The following is a 23081-nucleotide window of genomic DNA, read 5'->3' on the forward strand; positions in this document are numbered from 1 at the left end:
CAACTTGGCCCCAGCAGGCTATGACCTGGAGGTAAGTGACTTGGAGCGGATGGAACTCGCCGAACTCCTCGTAGGTGATAGGGAGATCTTCCGCCTTTGTAGGTCCGCATTGACTGGCGGTGCCGATTTTGAAGTATGGATCGAGCCGACATCGACGCGGGAGATCGCGTCCATCTATTCCCGTCGGATGCGGACCATGAATCGAACCGGGCAACCTTCAATCGGTGTAGCTGAGGCAGTTGCCGATCTCAAAGCGTGGGCAGATACGGAACTCCTCATCGGATATGTCGATGATCGCCCGACGGGCGGGTACTACTTCCAGATCTTCCTGACGGCGAGCTTCGAGAAGGTAATTTCATGCCTTGGGGTCCGACCCTCAGTGACGGATTCTGATCCGGCGGATTCGGAATAATTCTGTGCGGCTGAGAACTTCCGAGGCGACCCTTTGGAAATAGTGCAGAGGCCCCACCGGAGATTTCTTCCGGTGGGGCCTCTGGGGTATCTGGCGGCAGTAGTTGACGGCAACGTCAGCGGACGGGTGCGGCGCTGAGGGGCGGTTCGCCGCCTTCATCGAGCCGGTTGACGGCCCCGGCGGGGCCACGGAGGGCGTGGCTGAGGAGGTCGATGGCGTCGCGCTGGAGGCGGAGCCGGACGTGGGCGTACACGGTGGCGGTGACGCCGATGTGGGCGTGTCCCAACAGTTCCTTGATGACGACGAGTTCGACGCCCTGTTCCAGGAGGAGGGTCGCGGTCGAGTGGCGGAGGTCGTGGAAGCGGATCCGGTGAAGCCTCGCCCGGTGGAGCAGAGCGGTGAAGCGCCGGGTGAGGGTGGCCCCTTCAATCGGGGCACCGTTGGGTCGGGTGAAGACGTAGCCGCTGTCCTGCCAGTCCTTGCCTGCCGCTTTGCGTTCCTGGCGTTGTCGGTCGCGGTGCTGTTCGAGGGAGCGCAGGCATGGTGTCGGCAGGGCGATGCGCCGTTCGGAACTCTGTGTCTTGGTCGGGAGGGCGGTCAGGCCGCCGGAGTTGGTGCGCTGGAGGGTGCGTCGGATGCTGGCGGTTCCGCCGGCCAGGTCGAGGTCTTCCCAGCGCAGGCCGAGGAGTTCGCCTTTGCGGAGTCCGGTGCGCAGGGCGAGTTCGAACAGCGGCTGCAACCGGTGCCCACTGGTGGCGGCCAGGAACGTGCGCGCTTCGTCGGCGGTGAGGGGTTCGAAGCGGCGGGGGCGGGGTGTGCCGGTGCGGACATTGCGAGCGACGTTGCGTGGGATCTCCTCCTCACGTACCGCGTGCTCCAGGGCGGACTTGAGGACGGAGTGCACGTAGGCCAGGGTCAGGGGTGAGAGCTGCTTGGAGCAGCACCAAGCTGTCCTCCGCGCGTGAGCTGCAAGAGCGGTTCACCATCGCCAACTCCACCGCGCAGAACGCCCTTCGCCTCCTCAAGAGCGAGGGGCTGATCTACGCCGTCAAGGGGCGCGGTGTCTTCGTCCGCACCGCCCCGACACCCGGCAAGAACTACAGCTCCAAGGTCGTCCAGCACCTCCAGCGCGAGGAGGTCGAACGCCAGGCCCACAGGGCTGCCGGCGAATTCGCACATCTCGCCGACGCCGAGCTCGAAGCGCTTGCCGACCAAATCCATGACGAGCTCAACCAGACCCGCACGGCCTACCAAGCAGCGGTCGAGAAGGGTCGGAAGATCACCCGCGAACTGGCCCGCCGTGGCCAACTCGCGCCACCACTCCACGACGGTCCCGCAGCCGCCCGCAAGGAACTCGAAGAGAGACTCGCCGACGCGAAGAAGCGCCGCCAGCAGGGCCCCTGACGGACAGGCTGACAGCTCGGCCCGTGGGTGAGCTGTTCAGAGTTTCTTTACTTGATCAAGGGCGTCCCGCTGACGCGGGCCGCCGCGCGCCGGCGGTCGGCGACCGCCGCCCGCTCCTGTCTGCCGCCCCGCTGGCGACGGCCGCCGACCAGTCGGCGCGCAGAGCCCGGGAGCGTAGCCGGACCACCAATCGGAAGCCCCGGTCCGACCCCTCAGCAGCAGGCTGGCCGGGCACCTGAGAGGCCGCCCGGCGGGCTCGCGCCGTCTCGGACGCCCTCGCTTGCTTCCTGGCTGGGGGCCGTGACGATGGAGATAACGGGGCTGATGCCGGTGCGGGGTTGAGCGAGACACACGTGGCGGGTGGTCGGTCGGCGAGCCCGTCGTCGTGGCTGACTTTCTGTGGCAGAGGCCAGAACCCCACAGCCATGGGCACGGCACGTACGTGAGGCCCCTCCCTGCCGGGGCTGACGAGTGCGGGGGAGCCTCGATCGGCTGCGCCCGGCAGGGACGGGAGTCGGGTGGGTCAGCGCAGTGCGGCGCCTGGGCGAGCGAGGCGGGTCACGTCTGGCGCCAGGTCCGCCAGGGGCGGGTGATGATCTCCCGGTAGGTGTGGTGGGACGGGTTCTGGCCGCAGTGCCGGAGTACCCAGTCCTGCGGTTCGGCGAAGTCCTCGCTTGTCGGCGAGGTCGCTCCGTCCACGGCGCACTGCATCGCGTAATGGACCGGCTCCGCGTCCGGCTCGCGGTCGGGCTGGAGCGTCCAGGTCTCGCAGCGCAGGACCGAGCGCGGGGTCACCGTCCCCACCTCCGGTCGGCCACGGCCACCTTCGCGCTCAACTCCTCCGTCGGAGTCAGCGTACGTACGTCCTCTGGCGGCACGTCCCACTCCCGGCCACCGCACGGCGGCCGAAGCTGCACGTACGGCCCCACATGCCCCATCCCCACACCCAACTTGCCGCTCCGCCGGTCGACCACCAGGGCGCCGACATCGAGCGAGACGGTCTGCCCGTCGCCATCATGGATGGAGGCCGTCATCGTGACCACCCCGGCGAGGCGGCGCGCGACCGGGCGTCCAGTCGCAGGGCGGGAACACATGGGGTGGCGCTCTTTCGCACGGTGACGCTCCTCGGCGGCGTGGATGCGTGCCCCTGGGCCTGTTGGTGCCGCAGGGTCGGCACCGATCCTCACGCCGGTCACCGGGACGAAGGAACCTCCACCAAACCCCACTCCGGGACGTCCCGCACCCTGTAGAACGTCCCTGGTGCCGTCCTGAGACGAAGGGGGAGACTCGTGCCGAACCAGAGACTACGAGCCGTCATGGCCGAAGGCTGGACGTACGCGACTCTTGCCTAGGAGGTCGAGGTCGACCCCAAGGGTCGGTCGAGCGGTGGATGAACCTCGGGCGTATCCCACGCCGTGGCACAGCCCTCTAGGAGGCCAAGGCCCTGGGAGAAGACGTGCACGCACTCTGACCGGCGCTCCGCCAGGCCCGCCCCGTCCGCGCCATCAGCCCCGAACTGGTCGCGCTCTACGAACAGCGGGCCGACATCCCCGTCTCGACGTTCACCGACCTGATGGCCCAAGCCCGGAAACGGATCGACATCCTCGTCTATGCGGCAGTCTCCCTCCACGAGGCGTACCCGCAGCTGAACGAACTCCTCACCGAACGCGCCGCCGAAGGCTGCACCGCCCGCATCGCGATCGGGGACCCGACAGCGACAACGTCCAAGCCCGCGGCCAGGAGAAGCGGTTCGGCCACGGCATCGAATCCCGCTGCCGCCTCGCACTCATGCACTACAAGCCGCTCGCCGACACCCCCGGCATCGAAGTCCGCACCCACGGCACCACGCTCTACAACTCCCCCTACCGGGCCGACGACCAGCAACTCGTCAACGCATACATCTGTTGCGTCAACGCCTACGCCGCCGCCGTAGGGCACCTTCGCCGTCACGAGACAGGCGGCATGTTCGACACCTACGCCGACAGCTTCGACGCCGTATGGACGACCGCAACCCCCGTACGAGAGGAAGGCTGACCGTGGCCCGCACCGAGTACTACGACGACCCGAACGCGCCCAAGCCGAACAGCATGGTCGTCGCCGCTTCCGCCGTCGTCACCGACGACCACGGGCGCATCCTCCTCCAGCGCAGCCGCGACAACGACCTATGGGCCCTGCCCGACCCTGCCAGGCGCAGCCGTCCGCGAGGTCAAAGAGGAGACCGGCCTTGATGTCGAGATCACAGGCCTGGTCGGCACCTACACCGACTCGAAACACATCATCGCCTACACCGACGGCGAGGTCCGCCGCCAGTTCAACGTCTGCTTCACCGCCCGCATTACCAGCGGCCAACTGGAGATCTCCGACGAGTCCACCGAACTCCGGTATGTACCGCCGGAAGAGATCGAGCAGTTGCCGATGCACCACACCCAACGACTCAGGCTCCAGCACTTCCGGGAACAGCGCGAGAAGCCGTACCTGGGCTGAACCGTCTGACGGCAGTAGCGACGGCAACAACCCCGCACAACCACGGACGCCCACGCACCTCACCGGACCAGCAAACCGCACTTGACCTGCGAAAAAGCAGGTCGAAGGCTTCGCGTAGCACACGTACTACATGCTGGCGGGGGCCACGCCGGTACTCGTTCACAACTCCAGCTGCCCTGTGCCAATTTCGAAGCGTCTCTGGGACCATATGGGATCGGCATGTTGTTCGTGGCGGCGAGTTCCCCAACAAGAGCAAGTTCTCGACGACGAGCAAAGCGAAGATCCAGAAAATGATCAATCGCGCACTCGATGGCCAGACCGCCGACTGGGGGTACTACTACGAGTTCCCGAATCCGATCGGACGGAACGGGGCTGGAGATGATCAGTACTATATTCGGGTTGTGGTTCGTGATCGAAAACTAATTACAGCCTTCCCGTCAGAGGAGCCCGAGTGATGCGTGGTTGTGACATCAGGCTCTCACTCAAGGAGGTGTTGTGGGCGTAGATGTGGCCCTTGTGCGCGTAGAGCAACGAGGGGGCGGTCCGAGGCGGCGGCGCACGAGTCAGGTGGACGCTGTTCTCGATCTTCACGACAAATTCGCTCGCCTCTGCGGATCGAGTGTGCTCCCCATGCTTGGTCGAGTGGATCCCTGCGGGACTCTGATCTTGAGCTCGAGCGAGATGGATTAGTTCATCTCAGAAATCGAGATCGAATTCTTACAGGTCGAAGATCCTGCTGTGAAGGAGTTCCTGGAAAGCGTGCTCAGGCTGGCTCGCGAATGTCGCGAATGTCGCAAAAAATGGGAAATGCAGTTGCGTCTAGACGGAGATTGCAATCCCATGCGGAACCTATTGTCGATGAATGCGAGATCAGCGCGCCCGTCTTTTTCGAGCAGTAGATATCGGTGTTTGACGGCAACGCAGGCGAACGTCGACGCCCCGTAAGGCATGTTGCGGGACGTCGACGCTGCTGGAGGCGGTGCAGAGTTACGGCGCGGCAACCGTGCCGTCATGGGGGCTGTTTGGGCAGAGTGCGTTGCTGAGAGTGTCGATGGCCTGGCGCTAGAGGCGGAAGCGTACGTGAGCGTAGACGCTTGCGGGCAGGCCGATGTGGGTGTGGTCGAGGAATTCCTTGATGCCGACGAGGTCGACGCCCTGTTCCAAGAGCAGGTTGGCGGTCGAGTGGCGGGGGTCGCGGAAGCGGATCCTCCGGAGTCCGGCCTTGCGGAGGAGGTAGCGGAAACGGCGGGTGAGGTTGTTTGACTCGAGCGGCCTGCCGTTCGGCGTGGCGAAGGCGAGCCTGCTGGCTGTCCAGCCCGTTCCGGTCGCCTGGCGTTCCTGCTGTAGCTATAGCTACTGGTGGATCTTGGGAAATTGATGCATTAGGCGGGGACGGCGATGCAGCCTTCGGAGGGAAACTCGCCCTTATGACTCGGAGACTCATATCTTTGAAACTTTGACGCAGCGCCTTGCTCCTGGCGCTAAAGGGAAGATAGATATGTATTCGGAGCGCCCGGTCTGCGATAGTTGTAGTGGGCTGATCGATCAGTTTAGGCAGAAGTTTCCTGGCGTTCGGATCAATATTTCGACGGGAGAGGGCTAGTGCTCACCATCTCTGAGATCGCTTCGGTCGCCGGAAAGGCTCCTGATTCCGTTGTGGGGCTGACCGGCACGGAAATTGAAAGTCTTCGTGAGCTGTGGGGCGTTCAGAGGCTTCCGGAGCGATACGAGCAGTTTCTGTCCCTGATGGGGCGCAGTGCTGGTCGGATATTGCGTGGGACTGACGCTTTCTTCCCCAGGGTCCTTGATATGCGGCGGGCTTCTGATGAATTCTTCGCCAGTAATGTCGGAGGAATGGATCTGCCTCAAGGTGCTGTTGTGTTCGCCATCCGTCAGGGGTATCAGGTCTATTGGATGGAGGTGATGGGGTCGCAGGATCCTCCTGTCTCCCTCTATATGGAAGGTGAGCCTGCTCCAATGATGCGGTGGAGCTCTTTCACGGAGTTCCTGAACGCTGAATACTCGAACGCCTATCCAGGTTTTTGATGCGCTCGATTGGCGCCGTCGTCTGGAGGAGGTCCTGCCGTGCGGGCTTCGGCAGGGCCTCCGTGTGTGCCGCCGGTAGGTGGGGGCGCTGGCGGTGGACGATGCGAAACCGGAGGCGTGCTCTTGACGTCCTCGTCGTGAGGTCGGGTGTTCCGTCTGGGGTTCAGCCCTCGGTGGCGTCCCGCTGGTCCGGGATTCCCGCTGACTTCCGGTTCCCCGCCAATGTGTTGACCCGGCTGCGGACCGCGTACCAGCCGGCGCACAGGGCCAGGGCGATCAGTGGGGTGCAGGCCACTGTCCAGGTGCCTATGTCTCCGTCGCAGGCCATCAGGACGACCACCAGGAGGAGGAAGGCCAGGGTCAGGTAGGAGGTGAAGGGGGCGCCGGGGAGGCGGAAGCCGGGGTCCGGGGCGCGGCCGGTGCGGACGCGGTGGCGGAGGGCCAGTTGGCAGAGCATGATCATGGCCCACGTGCCGATCATCGTGATCGCCGAGAAGTTCAGGACGATCGAGAAGGCGCGGTCGGGGACCAGGTAGTTGAGGACGATTCCCGCCAGGTAGCACGAGGCCGTGAGGAGGATGCCGCCGAAGGGGACGTGGCGGCGGTTCATCTTCGTCGTGAAGCGCGGGGCCGAGCCCGCGAGGCCCATCGAGCGCAGGGTGCGGCCCGTCGAGTACAGGCCCGAGTTGCACGAGGACAGCGCCGCCGTCAGGACGACGAAGTTCATGATGCCGTCCGCTCCCGGGATGCCCACCTTGCTCATGAGCGTCACGAACGGCGACTCCGCGCCGCTGTACGCCGTCCACGGCAGGAGCAGGACCAGGAGGAGCACCGAGCACACGTAGAAGACCACGATCCGCCAGGACACGGAGTTGATCGCCTTCGGGATGACCTTGCGCGGGTCGTGCGTCTCGCCCGCCGTGATCCCGACCATCTCGATCGCCGCGTACGAGAAGACGACGCCCTGCGTGATGACGATCGCCGCGACGAAACCGTGCGGCAGCATCCCGCCGTGGTCCGTGATGAGTCGCGGGCCCCCGGCCTCGCCCTGGATCGGGTGGCGGCTCGCGAGCAGCCAGCAGCCGATCGCGAGGAACGCGACGATCGCCGCGACCTTGATCACCGAGAACCAGAACTCGAACTCCCCGAACCACCGCACCGAGATCATGTTCGCGCCCAGGACGACCAGGAGCGCGACCAGGGCGAGCGTCCACTGCGGGATGTCGCGGAAGGCGCTCCAGTAGTGGAGGTAGACGGCGACCGCCGTGATCTCCGCGATGCCCGAGCAGATCCAGTGCAGGAAGTAGATCCAGCCCGCCAGGTACGCCGCCTTCTCGCCGCCGAGCAGTTCGCGCGAGTACGAGACGAAGGACCCCGAGCTGGGCCGGTGCATGACCAGCTCGCCCATCGCCCGCGCGATGAAGAACGCGAAGAGGCCGGTCACGGCGAAGACGACGACGAGGGACGGGCCGGCCTTGTGCAGGCGTTCGCCCGCGCCGAGGAAGAGTCCCGTGCCGATCGCGCCGCCCACGGCGATCATCTGCACCTGGCGGCGGCGCAGCCCCGGCGCGTAGCCGTCCTCGGCGACGACGGAGGACGGGGCGGACGGGGAGGGCGGGGTGGTGCCGGGGGACGCGGTCGCTCGGGGGCTTCCTTGTTGCATGGGGGGTTTCGCTCCGTACTGCCAAGAGGCACTGCCGCGCGCCCGCCCGCACCGCGCGGCGCCGTGGGGGACGGCGGCGCACCGGTGGCAGGGGGCGGGGGACGGCGGCGAGGTGCCGGTCGTTCTCCGGGTGGGGGGCGGGTCAGGGACGCACGGGGGTGCGCACCGGACGCACCGGACCCGCAGCACCCTACCGATTGGTAGGTGTGGAATGCACTTGTGGGGGTCGGCGCAGGTCAGGGGGGTGGGCGAAGGCGGCTCGCGCCGAACGGGCGGCCACACCTTTCGGCGGCGTACGAGCGGCCACGCTCTCAGCCCCGTACGGGAGCGGCGCCTTTCAGCCCCGAACGGGCAGCGGCGCCTTTCAGCCCCGTACGAGCGGCCACGCCTTTCAGCGGCGTACGAGCGGCGGTTCGCCCGCGCCCTTCAGCGCTCCCGACTCCGCCGCGCCGCTCTCCGCGAGCAGCTCCGCCAGGGACTGGCCCCGGCGGATCGTCGCGAAGCGCGTGCGGCCCTCGTCGTCGGTCCAGAAGCCGTGGACCGCCGGGCGCGGGAGGCTGTTGTAGGCGAAGTGCGTGGAGAAGTAGTAGGCGCCCGTGTCCCACAGGGCGATCAGGTCGCCGGGGGACAGCTCGGGGAGGGTGCGGGCGCGGGCCACGAGGTCGCCCGCGAAGCAGCAGGGGCCCGCGACGTCCTGGACCAGGTCGGGGGACTCCTTCAGCGTGCCGTCGGAGGCGAAGGCCGCGACGCGCAGCGGCCAGGAGTCCGGGACGAAGACGGTACGGGTCGCGACCTGCGCGCCCGCGTGCGTCACCGCGATGCGGCGCCCGCCCGACGTCTTCGTGTACTCGACGAGCGCCGCGACGAAGCCCTGTTTCGCGAGCAGCGAGCGGCCGAACTCCGTGACGATCGTGTAGCGGCCGTCGAAGAGGCCGGGGACCGTCTCGCGCAGGAGCTTCGCGTAGGCGGCGAAGCGCGGGGTGATCTCCTCGCCCTCGAAGTTGACGGGGAGGCCGCCGCCGATGTCGATCGTGTCGACCTGCTGCCTGCCCACCTCGCGGTTGATGCGCTCGGCGAGCCCGTACACGATCCGCACCGACTCGGCCATCAGCTCCAGGGCGACGCCCTGCGAGCCCGTGTGCGTGTGCAGGCGCGTGAGCCAGGGGCGCTCCACGTACTGCCGTACGAGCCAGTCCTCCGCGCCCGGGTCGCGCAGCGCCACGCCGAACTTCGACGTCGCCGTGGCCGTCGACATGGCCCCGATCGAGCCCGTACCGACCTGCGGGTTGACGCGCACGCCGAGTGGCGAGTCGGTCGGGCCCTCGGCGAGGAGCGCGTCGATACGGGCCAGCTCCTGCGGGTTGTCCGCGTTCACCGCGATGCCGTGCGCGAGCGCGTCGCGCAGCTCGGCGACCGTCTTGGCGGGCGAGTCGAGGACGATGCGGGAGGCGGGGACCCCGGCCGCGCGGGCGAGTTCCAGCTCGCCCGGACTCGCCACCTCGCAGCCCACGCCCTCCTCGTTCAGCAGCTCCAGGACCGGCACGAGCGAGGCCGCCTTCACGGCGAACGTGTGCAGGACGGGCGCGGGCCCGGCGAAGGCGGCGCGCAGCTCGCGCGCCGCCTCGCGCACCCCCGTCACGTCCACGAAGCCCGCCACCGGGGCGTCCGGGCCGACGAGCCCGGCGCGCGCGGCCTCGCGCAGCGCCGCGTGCCTGCGGGCCAGGGAGTCGTGTTCCATCGTCGGGTCTCCTCGCCAAGAGCCGGTCAGTGCCGCGGTCCTTCCAGCGGTACGGGCACCACTCTCCGGCACCCGCGCGCGCCCCGTCTGCGGCGCATCGGCCCACGTCGCGCCCATGCCCCTCGTACGGGCGGACAAGAGCGGCGGGGGAGGGGACGGGGGGTTGTGCGGAAGTGAGAAGGGGCGGGGTCTGTCTCGTACAGGAGCACAAGGCGGGCGCGAGGTCCCGCCTTGCGCGCGGCTCCGCCTCGTCCGCGAACGCGAGGCCCCTGCGGGCGAGGCGCCTGAGGGCGCGGGACCCCTGCGGGCGCGGACCCTGCGGGCCCGGCCCCTGTGGGCGCAGGACCCCCGCCCGGCGGCCGTCCTCAGCCCCGTACCCGCGTCCCGATGTACGCCAGCGTCGTGTCGAGCGCCGTTTCCAGGGGCAGGGTCGCGCGCTGGATCTGGGTGAGGAGGAGGCCGCCCTGGAGTGCCGAGAGGAGCGCGAGGGCGAGGGCGTCGGGGTCGGTGCCCGGCGTGAACTCGCCGCGCTCGTGCATCGCGCGCAGGCCCGCCCTGATCTCGTCCTCCCAGCGGTCGAACGCCTCCGCGACGAGCCCGCGCGCGAACGCGTCGTGCTCGGCGACCTCCGCACCGAGCGCCCCGAGCGGACAGCCGCCCCGGCAGCCCAGCGACACCTGGTGCGCCACGATCCCGTCGCGCCAGGCGCGCAGGCCCGCGAGCGAGTCGAGGTGCGAGAGGAGGGGCTGCTGCATCTCCAGGACGTCGCCGCGCGTGTACGCGACGACCGCGCGGACGAGGTCCTGCTTGCCCGCGAAGTAGTGGTACACCTGCGAACCGCTCACCTCGGCCGCCTCGCGCACCTGCTCCAGGGTCGTCCCGCCGACGCCCTGCCGCGTCATGAGCCGGGCCGCCGCCGCGACGATCCGCTCCCGCGTGGCGCGGCCCTTCGGGGTCAGGCGCGGGGACTTCGCGCCGCGCGGGTGGTTCGGCATCACGGGCTCGCCTCCACGATCTCCGCCGGGGAGAAATTTTCTGGTATGGACAACCCATTTTCCGCGACGAACCATGGCAGCACAAGGGCCGGTCGTCCGGTGACCAGCCCGAACCCTGTGCCGGAGGTCTGTCGTGCCCGAGTCCATCGCCGCCCAAGTAGCCGCCCTGCAAGACCAGTTGGCCGCCCATGCGCCCGCCGAGGCGCTGCGCCCCTTCGCCGAGGAACAGGCCGCGCTCGCCGTGACGCCGGTCCCCGCAGCCGTTCCCGCCCCCGGCACCCCGCTCCCCGACGCGGACCTCCTCGACGGCCACGGCGAGCCGACGACACTCGCCGCCGCGCGCGGTGGCGCACCCGCCGTCCTCGTCTTCTACCGGGGCGCCTGGTGCCCGTACTGCAACCTCACGCTGCGCACGTACGAGGAGCGAGTGCGGCCCGCGCTCGACGCGCGCGGCGTGCGGCTCCTCGCGGTGAGCCCGCAGCGCCCGGACGGCTCGCTCACGACGGCCGAGACCAACGCGCTCACGTTCACCGTGCTCTCCGACCCCGGCAACAAGCTCGCGGCGGCGCTCGGCATCCTCACGGAGTCCGCCCCGGCGGCGAGCGAGGCGCAGCGCGCGCTCGGCATCGACGTCGCGGCGGCGAACGCGGACGGCACGGGGGCGATCCCCATGCCGACGACCGTCGTCCTCGATGCCGAAGGGGTCGTGCGGTGGATCGACGTGCACCCCGACTACACGACGCGCACGGAGCCGGAGGCGCTGGTGGAGGCGGTGGACCGGCACCTCGGGGGCGTGTCGGGCTGACGTGGCGGGGCTCCCGCGTCGGGCGCCGACGAGGCGGGGCCCGGAGCGCGCGGGGCGTCCCCGCGGCGCGCGTCCACGAGGCGGGACGCCCACACCCTATGGCTCAGTGCGGCGCCGCCGCCCACGGCAGCAAGCCCGCCGCGCGCAGGCCCAGTTCCGCGACGAGGCGCGTGTCGGGGTCCGCGAGGTCGACGCCGAAGAGGTCGTGGAGGCGGCGGAGGCGGTAGCGCAGGGTGTTGGGGTGCACGGCGAGGAGCTTCGCCGTCGCCGGGACGTCGCCGAAGCGGTCGAGGTACGCGGCGAGGGTGCGGGCGAGGTCCGTGCGGTGCTCCTCGTCGTACGTGAGGAGCGCACGGACGGGGCCGTCGGGCGGCGGGGTCAGTGCGGCGACCGCGTCCGTGACGCGGAGGGCGTCGAGCGCGGCCCGTATGTCCTCCTCGCCCGCGACCTCGGGCAGGCCCTCGCGCGCGCCCAGGACCCGCAGCACCAGGTGCGCGGCGCGGCGGGACGCGGCCGCCCCGGCCAGTTCCTCGCGTACGGAGCCGATCGCGACGAGGGGCCGCGCGCCCGCGCCCCGTACCGCCGCCGCCAGCTCCCTGCCGAGGCGCTTCGCGTCCCGCCCGGGGTCCTCGGGGCGGGGCTGCCCGGAGGGTCGGGGCTGCCCGGAGGGGCGTGGCTGCTCCGTGGCGCGGCCCTGCTGCGAGGCGCGGCTTTGTTCCGCGGGGTGCGGGGTGAGCGGGAGCAGGACGTCCAGGCGGTGGCGGTCGTCCTCGCGCACCGTGAGCCCGGCGGGGTGGTGCGCGGTGGCCTGGAGAGCGGCGAGGTGGAGGGCGCGGGCCGGGTCGGACTGCCCGGTCCCGGGCAGGACCAGGACGCTGAGGACCACGCAGGGGGTGTGCGGGGCGAGGCCGAGGGTCGCGGCGGCGGAGGGGACGTCGGCGGTGCCGTCGATGAGGGCCCGTACCGCCTGGGTGCGGCGCGTCGAGCCCGTACGGGTGCGCAGGCGGTGGTGGAGCAGGTGCGGGGCCGCGGTGCGCGCCGCCTCGCGCAGCGCCCGGCGCGCGCCGGGGCCGAGCGGCGTGCCGTCCGCCGCGACCCACAGCGAGCCGAGCACTTCCTCGCCCGCCCGCACCGCGATCGCGAGGCGCTCGGGGAAGCGTTCCTCGGCGGGGCGGTGCACGACGTCGTCGCTCGTCCACAGCGTGCGCAGGAAGCCGCTCGCGCCCAGCTCCGCGAGCCGCCAGCGGGGGACCCGCTGGCCGAGGATCGTGAGGCGGCGCAGCGGGTCGGCGCCGTTCTCGGTGCGGGAGTAGGCGAGGACGCGGGACTCGGGGTCCTCGATCGTGACGGCGCCGCCGACGAGCGTCGCGAAGGCGTTCGCGAGCGCGGGGAGGTCGCCGAGCGGCACCTCCGCGTGCGGGCCTTCGGCGCCGCCGCTCTGCGCGAGCCCGGCCCGCAGCAGGGCGATCAGCTCGGTCCACTCGACCCAGGGGGCGCGGGTGAGGAGCGCGGTGGGCACGGTGCGGGCCACGTCGAGGAGGCGCGGCGCGGGGCCGGCCGCGCCGCGCCGCAGGACGAGCGCGGCGGCCTTCGCGCGGGCGGCGGCCCGGAGCACGTCGGCGGCGGCGGGCGAGGAGGCGTCGACGCCGGTCGCGACGAGGACGTGGCCGCGCGCCGAGAAGGTCTCGCCGGGGTCGTAGACGCCGATGCCGCGTACGGGGACGGCGTGCCCGCCCGGCACGGTCACGACCTCGACGGCCTCCCCGGCCCCGGCGGCGAGGACAGTGGCGAGGGTGGGGGCGTCCTCCGGGCCGGGGGAGTCGCCGGGCTCGCGGGCGTCTTCCGCCTGACGTGCGTCTTCGGGCTCGCGTGCGTCGTCGGGGGTGGGCGGCATCCGTCCATGGTGGCGCACGCGGGGGGCCTGGTGGGGGTGGATGTGGGGGGCGGCACAGGGCGGGCCGTGGGTGGACCTGTCGGGGCCACGGGCGGGACCCCGCTGGATGGCGTGGCCGGAACCCCGTGCGGGTGGCGCGGCGTGATCCCGCCGGGTGGTGACGCGGCGGGGCCCGGCTCAGGTGGCGTGGAACTCCCGTACGACCTCGATCGGGCCGACGAGGTGCGCGTTGAACTCCGGCAGGTCCTCGGCCGGGACCCACAGTTCGAGGATCGTCTCGCCGCCCGCCTGCCGGACGGGGTAGCGCGCGAGGAAGTCGGCCGCGACCGCGAAGCGCGTGACATAGCCCGCGCCGTCGTGCTTGACGTTCCAGTCGCGCGCGATGCGGATCGCGTAGTCCTCGTTGAGCACCGGGTAGAAGATCGGCTGCTCGGGCAGGCGCGGCGGCCAGGCCCGCATCCCGCTCGCGCGCACCAGGGCCAGCTCGGCGGGGCCGGTGGGACGCCAGAGGGTGGTGGTGCGCATGGCGGGGTCCTTGTGACGGGGGAGGGGGCCTTTCACGCGAAAGTAGCGGGGGCGAGGGGGCTGGGGCGAAGGGTTTACGGGGCGCGGGGTGCGCGCGGGACGCGGTGCCGATCGGGGCGGTGGCCTGGCGGGGCGGTGGCCTGGCGGGGCAGGCGGTCCGGCGGGGCAGGCGGTCCGGGCCCCGGCCTCGTCCGGTACGGTCCGCGCTCGCGCCCGTTCCCCGTACGGCCCGCGCGCGCGCCCGTCCCCGTACGGGCCGCGCCCGTCCCCACCCCGGTCCCCGCCTACGCCGGGTCCATCCCCACCAGGTCCGCCTCCTGTGCGAGGCGCCTGAGTTCCGCGACCTCCCAGCCCGTCAGGCGGGCGATGTCGGTCTCGGTCTGGACGGTGAGCGCGTGGTCCTCGCGGACGGCGCGGAGCGCGGCGACGATCTCGACGACGAGGTCGTCGCGCGCGGCGGTGAGGGCCTGGGCCGCCTCCGCGTGTCGGTGGGCGGCGAGTTCGAGGCGAGCCATCGGGTCCGTGGTCATGGGTGGGGGTCTGCCCCGTCCACGAGCGGGCATTCCGCCTCGGGCGCCCGTTTCCTCTCGTACATCCGCTCGCTTTGACGCCTTCCCCACGCACGGGCCACAATCTCCTTCCCCGCCGTCCCGGGGGTGCGTGAGCCAGGGGGAGCCCATGCCCATTCCCATCCCGCCGCATCTCGACCTGCCGTCCAAGACGGGTGGCCGGAAGGTGCGGCTGCGCAGGGTGTTCCGTTCGCGCAAGGCGCTGCGCGGGCTCACGCAGTGGGTCGTGGACCGGGCGATACCGATGGCGCTGCTGCTCGCCGCGCTGTGGTTCTTCGCCGCGCGGTACGACGGCGGGGGCGGTGAGGTCTACCGCGTGTTCACGCTGCTCGACGAACCCGTGGGCCACCCTCTGCTGTGGATCGCCTCGGCCATCGGCTGGGTCGCCGTCCCCGCGATCATCGGTGGCGCGGCCGGACACGTCATCACGCAGCGGATCGACCGGGTCAAGAAGCAGCCCAGCAACCGCCTCTTCCGCCGCCGCGGCCTCAAGCAGCGCCTCACCCCGCCGGGCGTGATCGACGACCTGCGCCCCTACCGCTACGGGACCGGCTCCCAGCAGGCGTTCGTGGACGCCTTCGTGCGCGTCGCGCATCGCAACGACTGGCAGCGGGCACAGGACCACTGGGAGGTCTACCTGCGCGACACGATGTCGACGCAGCAGTACGCGGACCTCGACCGGCACGAGTGTCTGCGCCAGGCGCGGAACGTGGCGCTCATCGCGCTGCGGGTCGCCGCGCTCTCCGGCAACGGCCACTGCATCGTGTGCGACAGGAGGTCGTGACCGTGCGCTCCGAGGATGTCGTCGGCCTCATCGAGGCCACTCTCGCCCTCGCCTTCCCCACGGCGAGCACCCAGGGCCTCACCCGCGCCGCCGAGGCGGTCGCGCGCTGGGGCGCGGAGGACGCGGCCCAGTACCTGGACGACCCGCTTACGCTCCGCATGATCACCGACCTGCTCAGGGTCGCGGGCGTCCCCGAGCAGGACTACCGCCCCGCAGAGCCCGCGGGTACGGCGATGGAGTGGGAGTCGGAGTACCGCGTCTGGTCCCACACGGACGAGATGCCCGACCTCCCCTACCTCCCGAGGCCCCCGGACCGCCCCCGGCGCACGCGGCGCGGCGAGGAGGCGGAGCGCGGGGAGCGGGCGGCGTACGAGAACGAGCGGGAGTACGAGAACGAGCGGGAGGCGGAGGCCGCCGCCGCGCGCGCGTACGAGCGCGAACGCGAGCCCGGCCCCGGCGCCGAGGAGGGACGCCCCCAGGGCCGCCGCTGGCCCTTCCGCCGGAACCGGGACGGTGGCCGGGAGAGTGGCCGGGAGGGCTGACCCGAGGGGTCTACGACCGGCTCCGGAGCGCGTGAAGGGGGAGCGGGGCATTCCCCGTGTACGCGGGGCGCGCGGAAGGTGGGCTCTCGGGCGGAGGCCAGGACGTGTTCACGCCCGGGGCCTGCCCGCTCCCTCGGGCAGGCAGGCGATCAGATCTGCTGCCGCACCATGGCGACGAAGGCGGCCCAGCGCGCTGCGGGGAAGACCAGGTGGGCGGCGGAGGGGCGCTTGCTGTCGCGAACGGGGACGAGGGCGGGAAGATCGTCGCTGACCTCGACGCAGGCTCCACCGGTGTCATTGCTGTATGAGCTCTTGTGCCAGGAGAGCCCGGTCAGGTCGATGTGGTGCACGGTGTCTCCTCCAAGAGGCACTGAATGAACTTCCGCGATTCCCCGGGCGAAAGTGCCTGGTCCCGCACGGAATCGTAGCGCCGTTGAAGTGCCTCGACTGCTTCGGAGTGCTCGATCAACTCCCCACGCGCAGCACTTTCCACGTAGGCGACTGTGCCCCCCTCCAGGAGTCGCAGGAACCAGATGTCCGTGCTCATCAGACGGTAAAGACCGGCGTTGAAAGGCAGCACCTGGATGGTCACATTCCCCTGCGGCGCTCCCTCCAGCAGGTGCTGCAACTGTGCGCGCCAGCCGTTGGCATCCGTCATGCGGGTCCGGAGAACGGACTCCGAGAGGATCGCCCTGAACGGGGGCGCGTCCGGCTCGGCCAAGACCGCGCGCCGACTAAGACGCGCCTCTATCTGCCCTTCGAGGTCTGCGCCGGTCAAGCCTCCTAGAGAGAGCGTCTCCCGCGCGTACTCCCTCGTCTGCAGCAGCCCCGGCAGCACGCTCACCGCGTAGTGCCACAGGCTCACCGCCTCCGCCTCCAACTGCATGTACCGCCGGTACTGCTCCTTGAACTGCGTCTTGTCGGAGAGCGCCAGCTCCCAGAGCGCGAGCAGTAGCCCCGGCGTCCCGTAGAAGGCATCGAGCGCCTCGACCACCTCCGGGCCGCCCAGCGTCTCGCCCTTCTCCATCTTGGCGAACAGCGAGTAATCCCAGCCCAACCGGTCCGAGAGCTGGCGAAGGGTCACCTTGTGACTGGAGCGCAACTGACGCAGCTCCTGCGCGAAACGGCGTCTCGGCTCCCTGCTGCGTCCAGTGACCGCGCGCCTGTTGGGCACGGGCGGCTCCTTCCCTGAGTGCGTGGAGGTTGTGGAATTTGCGCCTTCGGAGGTGGAAGCCCTGTCCGTGTGACGCCTCTCACTGACTTCCCCTGCGGCAACCTCGTAATGCCGGGGCCACGCACAGTAATCCACGATGTGTGCGGGCAACGGTCGATGACCGATATCGAGCGACGTCCGAAGGAGCACGTGCCATGAGGGAAGAGACCCAGAAGGAACACGCCGACCGCCTCGGCGAAGCGATGGCCGCCCGGGACGCCCTCGCGTCCGCCCTGACGGCCGCCGGGATTCAGTTGCCCGCCATGGACGTGCGGCGGGCGTGGGCCGGGGAAGCGCCGTACGCGCTCGTGCACTTGGGGGTCTGCTCCGCACCCGTCGCGCACGCCCTCGCCGAGGCGCTCTGCCGGGGAGCCGCGCGGTGATCGGGGAGCTCGTGTGGGACGCGCGGCGCGAAGTGCTCGCCATCGTCACGGGACGGCTCGGGCGGTACTGGTGGCTGCGACCGCTCGGCGGCGGGCGCGAGTGGAACGCGGGACCCGACGAGGTGCGGAGCCTCCCCGACCCCGGAACGTACGCGAAGGAACCGGCCACCGCCCCCGCGCTCCCCGTCGCCGAGGACGCCCTCGCCTGCCGCCTCGGCACGACCACCCGCGAGGACATCGCGCACTACACGCGGCTCCTGCGGGAGCAGGCCGAGGCGTTGCTCGGGGCCGGGGTGCCGGAGGAGACCGCCGACATGGCCCGTGCCCTGCTCGATTCGCCGCCCTCGCGCGAGGAGCCCGCCTTCGCCGCGTACGCGCACATGCAGGACCTGGCCCGACTGCTCCGCCACCACCTGCGCCGGGAGGGCGAAGCCTCCACCGCGAGGTGCGAGGCCGCGAGGAGCGAGGTCGCGAGGTGCGAGGCGGCCTCCTGAGCGCGACCTGGCCCCGCGCCGCGTTGGACGCCCCCACGGGGGCTCCGGGGGTCGGGGGTGACGGGCCTCTTCCGGAGTGGCCCGTGTGGGGTGTGGGGGAAGTCCATCAGGGGTGCGGAGGGGGCGCGAGGGCCGTTCGGCCCTGGGGCGGGGGCCGGACGGCGGGGGTGGGGCGGGGGATACTGGGGGCGTGCCGCTTGAGGGCGCGCGCCCCTGGGGTGCGCCGGTCGGGGCGGCCGTCCCGCCTCGTACCGGAGTCCCGCCATGATCCCCGCACCCGCCCCCCGGACCCTCTCGTGAGCGCCGTGCCGCCCGCCGCGCCCGTCCGCGTGTTCCTGCTCGACGACCACGAGGTCGTACGGCGGGGGCTGCGCGATCTCCTGGAGGCGGAGCCGGACATCGTCGTGGTCGGCGAGGCCGCCGACGCGCGGGAGGCGCTCGCGCGCGTGCCCGCGACGCGGCCCGACGTCGCCGTGCTCGACGTACGGCTCGGCAGCGCGACCGGCGGGGACCACGAAGGCGTCGAGGTGTGCCGGGAGTTGCGCGCCGAACTGCCCGAGCTGGCGTGCCTCATGCTCACGTCCTTCGACGACGACGAGGCGCTCTTCGACGCCATCATGGCGGGCGCCGCGGGCTACGTGCTCAAGCAGATCAACGGTTCCGACCTTCTCAACGCGGTACGGACCGTCGCCACCGGCACCTCGCTCCTCGACCCCCGGATGACGAGCCGCGTCATGGCCCGTATCCGCGAGCCCGAGCCCGAGAAGCCCGCGCCGAGCCGCGCCCTGCCCGGCGAACTCGACCGGCTCTCGCCGCGTGAGCTGGAGATCCTCGACCTCATCGGCCTCGGCCTCACCAACCGGCAGATCGCCGAACGCCTCTACCTCGCCGAGAAGACCGTCAAGAACCGGGTCTCGTCGATCCTCGGGAAGCTCGGGGTCGGCCGGCGCATCCAGGCGGCGATGATCGCGGAGCGGCTGCGGGGGACGGACGCGGGGCGCCCGACGGCGTGACCGCCGGGCTCGGGAGGGCTGCCGTTGCCGGGTGGTCCGCCGGGCTCAGGAGGGCCGTCGTTGCCGGGTGGTCCGCCAGTCCCCGTACGGCTGCCGTTGCCGGATGGTTCGCTGGCCCCCCTTCCCGCGCTGTCCGCCCGTCGTCGTATGGCTGTCGTTGCGCGGTGGTCGGCCGGTCCCCCTCCGGCTCCCGTTCCCGCGCTGTCCGCCCGTCGCCGTACGGCTCCCGCTCCCGTACGGCCCACCCGTCCCCGGTGGGCGCTCAGCGGCTGCCGCCCGAGGCCAGCACCAGCGCTCCCGTGATCCATCGCGCGTCCTCGGAGGCGAGGAAGGCCACGAGCGGGCCGTAGTCGCCCGGCGTGCCGCTGCGGCCCAGCGGCGTCGCCGCGATCGCGCGGGCCTCCAGCTCCGAGCCGACGTACCCGGCGGCGCGGGTGCCCTCGGTGTCGGAGGCGCCCGGCTGGACCGCGTTGACGCGGATGCCGCGCGGGCCCAGTTCCTTCGCCGCGATGATCGTGTACGCCTCCAGGGCGCTCTTCGTCGCGACGTACAGGGAGGCGTACGTGGGGTGGCTGAGAGTGCCGCCCGTCGAGACGTTGACGACGGAGGCCTCGGTGACGTCCTCCTGCGCGGCCAGCGCCTTCGTCGTCAGCATCGGGGCCAGCATGTTCGTCGTCGTCTCGCGGTGGAACTCCTCCTCGGTCAGCTCCGTCAGCGGGCCGAAGGCGACGACGCCCGCGTTGTTCACGAGGATGTCGACCGGGCCGTACGCCGCGCGGGTCCGCGCGAACAACTCCCGTACCTCCTCCTCGCCCTGCGCCACGTCCGCCCGCACCGCGAGCGCCCTGCCGCCCTTCGCGGTGATCTCCGCGACGACCCGCTCCGCCCCCTCCGCGTCCGTCCGGTAATTGACCACGACGGCCGCGCCGCTCTCGGCGAGCGCCTTCGCGATCCCCGCGCCGATCCCCTTCGACGCGCCCGTCACCACCGCCGTACGTCCGGTGTTGTCGCTGCTCACAGTCGCTCCTCCGCTCGGCCCCGGAGGTCGGGGCCTGTGAGATCACCGTAGGGAAGGTGGTTACCTGACGGAAGGAGGTACTTTTTTGTAAGCTCCTGCCATGACGGAAACCCTGGCGGAGAACACGACGCAGGAAGCGGCCGAAGAGGGAGGGCGCGACGCGGGCGGGGGAGCTGTGCCGGGTGCCATGACGGAGCCGGTGCGACTCGCGACCGCCGGAAGACTCCTCGCTCACGACACCTTCGACCAGAAGTGCGCGTTCCGGCCGATCATGGACCAGACGACGAGTCGCTGGGCGACACTGATCATCTCGGCACTCGTCTCGGGGCCGCACCGCTTCACCCAACTGCACGCGCGCGTCGGCGGGATCAGCCAGAAGATGCTGTCCCAGAACCTCAAGGCACTCGCCAGGGCCGGACTCGTCCACCGTGAGGTCGCCCCGACCAACCCGCCGCAAGTCACCTACACCCTGACGGAGTTGGGCCTCAGTCTGGCCGGTCCGCTCACGGACCTCATCGGGTGGTACGGAGCGCACGGGGCCGAACTCCTGGCGGCCCAGGAGCGGTACGACGCGGAGCGCGCGGAGGGGTGAGGGGGAGGGGGCCGATTCGGGAGGCGGCTGCTCGGTAGAGGGTCGGCCGAAAGGGGTGCGATCCGAAGGGGGTTGGTCGAGAGCGGGCCCTGCCCCGGACGGGCTCGGTCTGTGGGGGCGCGCTCACGGCGCGCTCACGCGCCCGCCATCGGGGCCGTCCACGTGATCCGCGTGCCCCGGCCGTCGGGTCCCGTGCCGATGCGGAAGCTTCCCCCGCACTGCTCCGCGCGCGAACCCATGTTGAGCAAGCCCCCGGTCGGGCGGGCCGAGCCGAGGCCCGCGCCGTCGTCCGTGACCGTGAGGACCACGCGGTCGGCGCCGTCCGGGACGGACAGCTCGATGTCCACGTGGTGCGCCCGCGCGTGCCGCGCCGTGTTGCTCAGCGCCTCCGCCGTCACCGCGAGCACGTGCTCCCGCAACTCCTCCGGCACCGTACTGTCCACGGGCCCCGCTATCCGCAACGACGGCTGGAAGCCGAGGTGTTGGGCCGCGAGCTGCACCGTCTCCGCGAGGCGGCGGCGCAGGGCGGGGCCGCCCCGGTCGTCGTCGCTCGTACGGAGCTGATGGATCGTCGAGCGGATGATCTGGATCGTCGCGTCCAGGTCGTCGACCGCGCGCCCGACCCGCTCGGACGCCGTCGGGTCCGCGATCGAACGCGTCGCGCTCTGGAGCGTCATGCCGGTCGCGAAGAGGCGCTGTATCGCGACGTCGTGCAGGTCGCGCGCGATGCGGTCGCGGTCCTGGAGCATCGCCAGCTCCTCCGACTCCTCACGCCTGCGCGCGAGTTCGAGCGCGATCGCCGCCTGGTCGGCGAAACCGTCGATGAGCGCCGTCTCGGCCGCCGCGAAGCCCTGCCTGCCGGTGCGGCGGCTCAGCCGCAGCGCCCCGCACACCGCCGCGTCCACCCGCAACGGCACCGCGACGACCGGCCCGTGCTCCGCGCCGCCCAGCGGCCGGGCGCGCGCGTCCACCCGTACATCCGTCGTCACGACGGGCGCCCGCTCCGCCGCCGCGAGCCCCGACAGCGAGCCCGCGACCGGGAGCACCGCGCCGCGTACCGCCTCCGCGCCCTCGCCGTGCGCGACCCGTACGACCAGATCACCGGAGCCGGTGGGGAGCAGGACGGTGGCGAGGTCGGCGTCGGCGACCTCCATCGCGCGGCGCGCGACGATCCGCAGCACCTCGTCCGTACCGATGCCCGCGAGGAGCGCGCGGGTGATCTCGCCGAGAGCTTCGAGACGGTGCTCGCGGCGGCGGCTCTCCTCGTACAGGCGCGCGTTGTCGATCGCGACGCCCGCCGCGATCGAGAGCGTCGTGAGGACGGCCTCGTCGTCGGCGTCGAAGGAGCCCCCGCCGCGCTTCTCGGTGAGGTAGATGTTCCCGAAGACCTCGTCGCGGATGCGGACGGGGGCGCCGAGGAACGTCCGCATCGGCGGGTGGTGCGCGGGGAAGCCGTAACTGCTCGGGTGCGCGGTCAGGTTGTCCAGGCGCAGCGGCGAGGGGTGGCTGATCAGTTCGCCGAGGATGCCCTGCCCGCACGGCGCCGGGCCGATCCGCGTCTCCACCTCCGCGTCCATCCCGACCGTCACGAACTGCGAGAGCCCCGCGCCGTCGTCACCGATGACACCGAGCGCCCCGTACCGCGCCTCGGTGAGCGTCACGGCCGCCTCCACGATGCTCCGCAGCACCTGCGGCAGATCGAGGTCCCGGCCGAGATCCATCACAGCGGTGAGGAGGGCGTGCATGCGGTCGGGGACGTCGAGGGTGGGGGTGGCGGGGCGGGAGGGGAAGGGGGAGGGGGTAGTGGTGCGGGGTGGGGTGCGGTCTCCGGTGGTGCAGGGCCGGGTGGCGGTTGGGGTGGTGCGGGGTGGGGCAGCGATTGCCGTGACGCGGGGTCGTTCTGCCGCGTCGCCGGTACGGGGCGGCTCGGCGTGCGGGAACGGGCAGCGGGCGGCCGGCTCGGTCCCCGGGGTGCCCCCGGCGGCGGCGGGGCTGGTCTCGTGCGGCTCGCTCATGCTCGTACCGTACGTGGCACCCCCGGGCCCGCGACCAGAGGCCGAGTGGCCCCGAGCGGGGATGGCGGGGATGGGCGGGGACGGGCGGGCGGCACTGTACGGCGGGGGCGACCGTTCCTGTACGGCGGGGGGCGACCGTCCGTATGGGCGGGGGCGGATGGGCCCGTACGGGTGGGGGTGGACCGGCCCGTATGCGTGGGGGTGGACCGGCCCGTACGGGTGGGGGTGGACCGGCCCGTACCGTCCGCCGACCGGCCCTCGGGCGGGAGGCCGACCGGCCCCCTGGCCCTTCGCCGACCGGCCCGGAACCTTCCGCGCGGCGGGGTCCGCTCGGCCCTGCCGCCGGGCTTCCGCCGCCGCTGATCATGTGGGGCGGCCGGAGGAGCACCGCACTCTCTCCCTGCGTGTGAGCCCTCCGGCCGTATCAGCTTTGCGGAAGGAAGGTCGCCGTCCGGTGGACGAGGCACTTGAGATGCGGCAGCGGGACTCGCG

General features: G+C 71.4%; 23 protein-coding genes and 4 pseudogenes. 13 read left to right on the forward strand and 14 right to left on the reverse strand.

Annotation, left to right across the window (positions count from 1 at the left end):
* The first annotated feature begins 49 nt into the window (after positions 1 to 49).
* Positions 50 to 412, forward strand: coding sequence for a hypothetical protein (locus tag STTU_RS34715; RefSeq protein WP_007826846.1), 363 nt, complete (start codon positions 50 to 52; stop codon positions 410 to 412).
* A gap of 115 nt (positions 413 to 527) precedes the next feature.
* Here STTU_RS34715 and STTU_RS21745 read toward each other — a convergent pair.
* Positions 528 to 1355, reverse strand: a pseudogene (locus STTU_RS21745) (tyrosine-type recombinase/integrase); the annotation flags it as partial.
* Between STTU_RS21745 and STTU_RS21750 the strand changes: the two are divergent.
* Positions 1334 to 1816, forward strand: a complete 483-nt coding sequence (locus STTU_RS21750; RefSeq protein WP_052862397.1) for a GntR family transcriptional regulator — start codon at positions 1334 to 1336, stop codon at positions 1814 to 1816. The pseudogene STTU_RS21745 and the gene STTU_RS21750 sit on opposite strands and share 22 nt — an antisense overlap.
* 558 nt (positions 1817 to 2374) lie before the next feature.
* On the opposite strand, the gene STTU_RS21755 is transcribed toward STTU_RS21750, so the two are convergent.
* A complete protein-coding gene (locus STTU_RS21755) occupies positions 2375 to 2620 on the reverse strand; it encodes a hypothetical protein (protein ID WP_043255944.1) in 246 nt (81 codons plus the stop codon).
* On the reverse strand, positions 2608 to 2859 hold the full coding sequence (locus STTU_RS21760) for a hypothetical protein (RefSeq protein ID WP_043257627.1): 252 nt from the start codon (positions 2857 to 2859) through the stop codon (positions 2608 to 2610). The genes STTU_RS21755 and STTU_RS21760 overlap by 13 nt, the downstream gene beginning before the upstream one ends.
* Before the next feature lie 246 nt (positions 2860 to 3105).
* Between STTU_RS21760 and STTU_RS21765 the strand changes: the two are divergent.
* Both STTU_RS21765 and STTU_RS21770 read left to right on the forward strand, forming a co-directional pair.
* Positions 3106 to 3850 (forward strand): annotated as a pseudogene (locus tag STTU_RS21765) (XRE family transcriptional regulator).
* Positions 3851 to 3852: 2 nt separating this feature from the next.
* Positions 3853 to 4300 (forward strand): annotated as a pseudogene (locus STTU_RS21770) (NUDIX hydrolase).
* A gap of 1062 nt (positions 4301 to 5362) precedes the next feature.
* Here STTU_RS21770 and STTU_RS36215 read toward each other — a convergent pair.
* Positions 5363 to 5539, reverse strand: a pseudogene (locus STTU_RS36215) (tyrosine-type recombinase/integrase); the annotation flags it as partial.
* Between the two features lie 142 nt (positions 5540 to 5681).
* On the opposite strand from STTU_RS36215, the gene STTU_RS36220 reads away from it, so the two are divergent.
* Both STTU_RS36220 and STTU_RS33355 read left to right on the forward strand, forming a co-directional pair.
* Entirely contained in the window at positions 5682 to 5903 is a 222-nt protein-coding gene (locus STTU_RS36220; RefSeq protein WP_078519021.1) for a deaminase domain-containing protein, read from the forward strand.
* A complete protein-coding gene (locus STTU_RS33355) occupies positions 5903 to 6346 on the forward strand; it encodes an SMI1/KNR4 family protein (RefSeq protein WP_078519022.1) in 444 nt (147 codons plus the stop codon). Before STTU_RS36220 ends, STTU_RS33355 begins: the two co-directional genes overlap by 1 nt.
* A gap of 163 nt (positions 6347 to 6509) precedes the next feature.
* On the opposite strand, the gene STTU_RS21780 is transcribed toward STTU_RS33355, so the two are convergent.
* From STTU_RS21780 to STTU_RS21790, 3 genes are all read right to left on the reverse strand, one after another.
* Complete coding sequence (locus STTU_RS21780) at positions 6510 to 8009, reverse strand: amino acid permease (protein ID WP_007826862.1); 1500 nt, start codon at positions 8007 to 8009, stop codon at positions 6510 to 6512.
* A gap of 391 nt (positions 8010 to 8400) precedes the next feature.
* Positions 8401 to 9747, reverse strand: coding sequence for a diaminopimelate decarboxylase (locus tag STTU_RS21785; protein ID WP_043255946.1), 1347 nt, complete (start codon positions 9745 to 9747; stop codon positions 8401 to 8403).
* 365 nt (positions 9748 to 10112) lie between these two features.
* On the reverse strand, positions 10113 to 10742 hold the full coding sequence (locus tag STTU_RS21790; protein WP_010267563.1) for a TetR/AcrR family transcriptional regulator: 630 nt from the start codon (positions 10740 to 10742) through the stop codon (positions 10113 to 10115).
* A 133-nt stretch (positions 10743 to 10875) separates the two neighbouring features.
* On the opposite strand from STTU_RS21790, the gene STTU_RS21795 reads away from it, so the two are divergent.
* Positions 10876 to 11547: a peroxiredoxin-like family protein gene (locus tag STTU_RS21795; protein WP_043255950.1), complete on the forward strand. Its 672-nt coding sequence runs from the start codon at positions 10876 to 10878 to the stop codon at positions 11545 to 11547.
* Between the two features lie 103 nt (positions 11548 to 11650).
* On the opposite strand, the gene STTU_RS35935 is transcribed toward STTU_RS21795, so the two are convergent.
* From STTU_RS35935 to STTU_RS21810, 3 genes are all read right to left on the reverse strand, one after another.
* Positions 11651 to 13441, reverse strand: a complete 1791-nt coding sequence (locus tag STTU_RS35935; RefSeq protein ID WP_007826868.1) for a helix-turn-helix domain-containing protein — start codon at positions 13439 to 13441, stop codon at positions 11651 to 11653.
* Positions 13442 to 13618: 177 nt separating this feature from the next.
* On the reverse strand, positions 13619 to 13966 hold the full coding sequence (locus STTU_RS21805; RefSeq protein ID WP_043255954.1) for a hypothetical protein: 348 nt from the start codon (positions 13964 to 13966) through the stop codon (positions 13619 to 13621).
* Positions 13967 to 14250: 284 nt separating this feature from the next.
* The gene (locus STTU_RS21810) at positions 14251 to 14496 is read right to left on the reverse strand and encodes a hypothetical protein (RefSeq protein ID WP_009065470.1); all 246 of its coding nucleotides are present in this window, start codon (positions 14494 to 14496) and stop codon (positions 14251 to 14253) included.
* A 148-nt stretch (positions 14497 to 14644) separates the two neighbouring features.
* Here STTU_RS21810 and STTU_RS21815 point away from each other — a divergent pair, with 148 nt between their 5' ends.
* Together STTU_RS21815 and STTU_RS21820 are read left to right on the forward strand one after the other, a co-directional pair.
* Positions 14645 to 15319 (forward strand): DUF6313 family protein, encoded by a 675-nt coding sequence (locus STTU_RS21815; RefSeq protein WP_234019291.1) that lies wholly within the window; start codon positions 14645 to 14647, stop codon positions 15317 to 15319.
* Positions 15320 to 15321: 2 nt separating this feature from the next.
* Entirely contained in the window at positions 15322 to 15861 is a 540-nt protein-coding gene (locus STTU_RS21820) for a hypothetical protein (RefSeq protein WP_007826874.1), read from the forward strand.
* A gap of 149 nt (positions 15862 to 16010) precedes the next feature.
* Here STTU_RS21820 and STTU_RS21825 read toward each other — a convergent pair whose 3' ends face one another.
* Positions 16011 to 16211, reverse strand: a complete 201-nt coding sequence (locus STTU_RS21825; protein ID WP_043255956.1) for a DUF397 domain-containing protein — start codon at positions 16209 to 16211, stop codon at positions 16011 to 16013.
* Complete coding sequence (locus STTU_RS21830; protein ID WP_043255958.1) at positions 16193 to 17035, reverse strand: helix-turn-helix domain-containing protein; 843 nt, start codon at positions 17033 to 17035, stop codon at positions 16193 to 16195. The genes STTU_RS21825 and STTU_RS21830 overlap by 19 nt, the downstream gene beginning before the upstream one ends.
* A 194-nt stretch (positions 17036 to 17229) precedes the next feature.
* On the opposite strand from STTU_RS21830, the gene STTU_RS21835 reads away from it, so the two are divergent.
* From STTU_RS21835 to STTU_RS21845, 3 genes are all read left to right on the forward strand, one after another.
* A complete protein-coding gene (locus tag STTU_RS21835; protein ID WP_043255960.1) occupies positions 17230 to 17457 on the forward strand; it encodes a hypothetical protein in 228 nt (75 codons plus the stop codon).
* Positions 17454 to 17951, forward strand: coding sequence for a hypothetical protein (locus STTU_RS21840; protein ID WP_052862398.1), 498 nt, complete (start codon positions 17454 to 17456; stop codon positions 17949 to 17951). Before STTU_RS21835 ends, STTU_RS21840 begins: the two co-directional genes overlap by 4 nt.
* Positions 17952 to 18256: 305 nt before the next feature.
* Complete coding sequence (locus STTU_RS21845; protein WP_052862536.1) at positions 18257 to 18964, forward strand: response regulator; 708 nt, start codon at positions 18257 to 18259, stop codon at positions 18962 to 18964.
* 262 nt (positions 18965 to 19226) lie between these two features.
* Here the strand turns inward: STTU_RS21845 and STTU_RS21850 are convergent, their stop codons facing one another.
* Positions 19227 to 19982, reverse strand: a complete 756-nt coding sequence (locus tag STTU_RS21850; protein WP_007826884.1) for an SDR family NAD(P)-dependent oxidoreductase — start codon at positions 19980 to 19982, stop codon at positions 19227 to 19229.
* Between the two features lie 100 nt (positions 19983 to 20082).
* Here STTU_RS21850 and STTU_RS21855 point away from each other — a divergent pair, with 100 nt between their 5' ends.
* On the forward strand, positions 20083 to 20574 hold the full coding sequence (locus STTU_RS21855) for a winged helix-turn-helix transcriptional regulator (protein ID WP_007826886.1): 492 nt from the start codon (positions 20083 to 20085) through the stop codon (positions 20572 to 20574).
* A gap of 134 nt (positions 20575 to 20708) precedes the next feature.
* On the opposite strand, the gene STTU_RS21860 is transcribed toward STTU_RS21855, so the two are convergent.
* On the reverse strand, positions 20709 to 22319 hold the full coding sequence (locus STTU_RS21860; RefSeq protein WP_043255965.1) for a GAF domain-containing sensor histidine kinase: 1611 nt from the start codon (positions 22317 to 22319) through the stop codon (positions 20709 to 20711).
* Between the last annotated feature and the right edge of the window lie 762 nt (positions 22320 to 23081).

It is taken from the genome of Streptomyces sp. Tu6071 (assembly GCF_000213055.1).
GTDB lineage: Bacteria > Actinomycetota > Actinomycetes > Streptomycetales > Streptomycetaceae > Streptomyces > Streptomyces evansiae.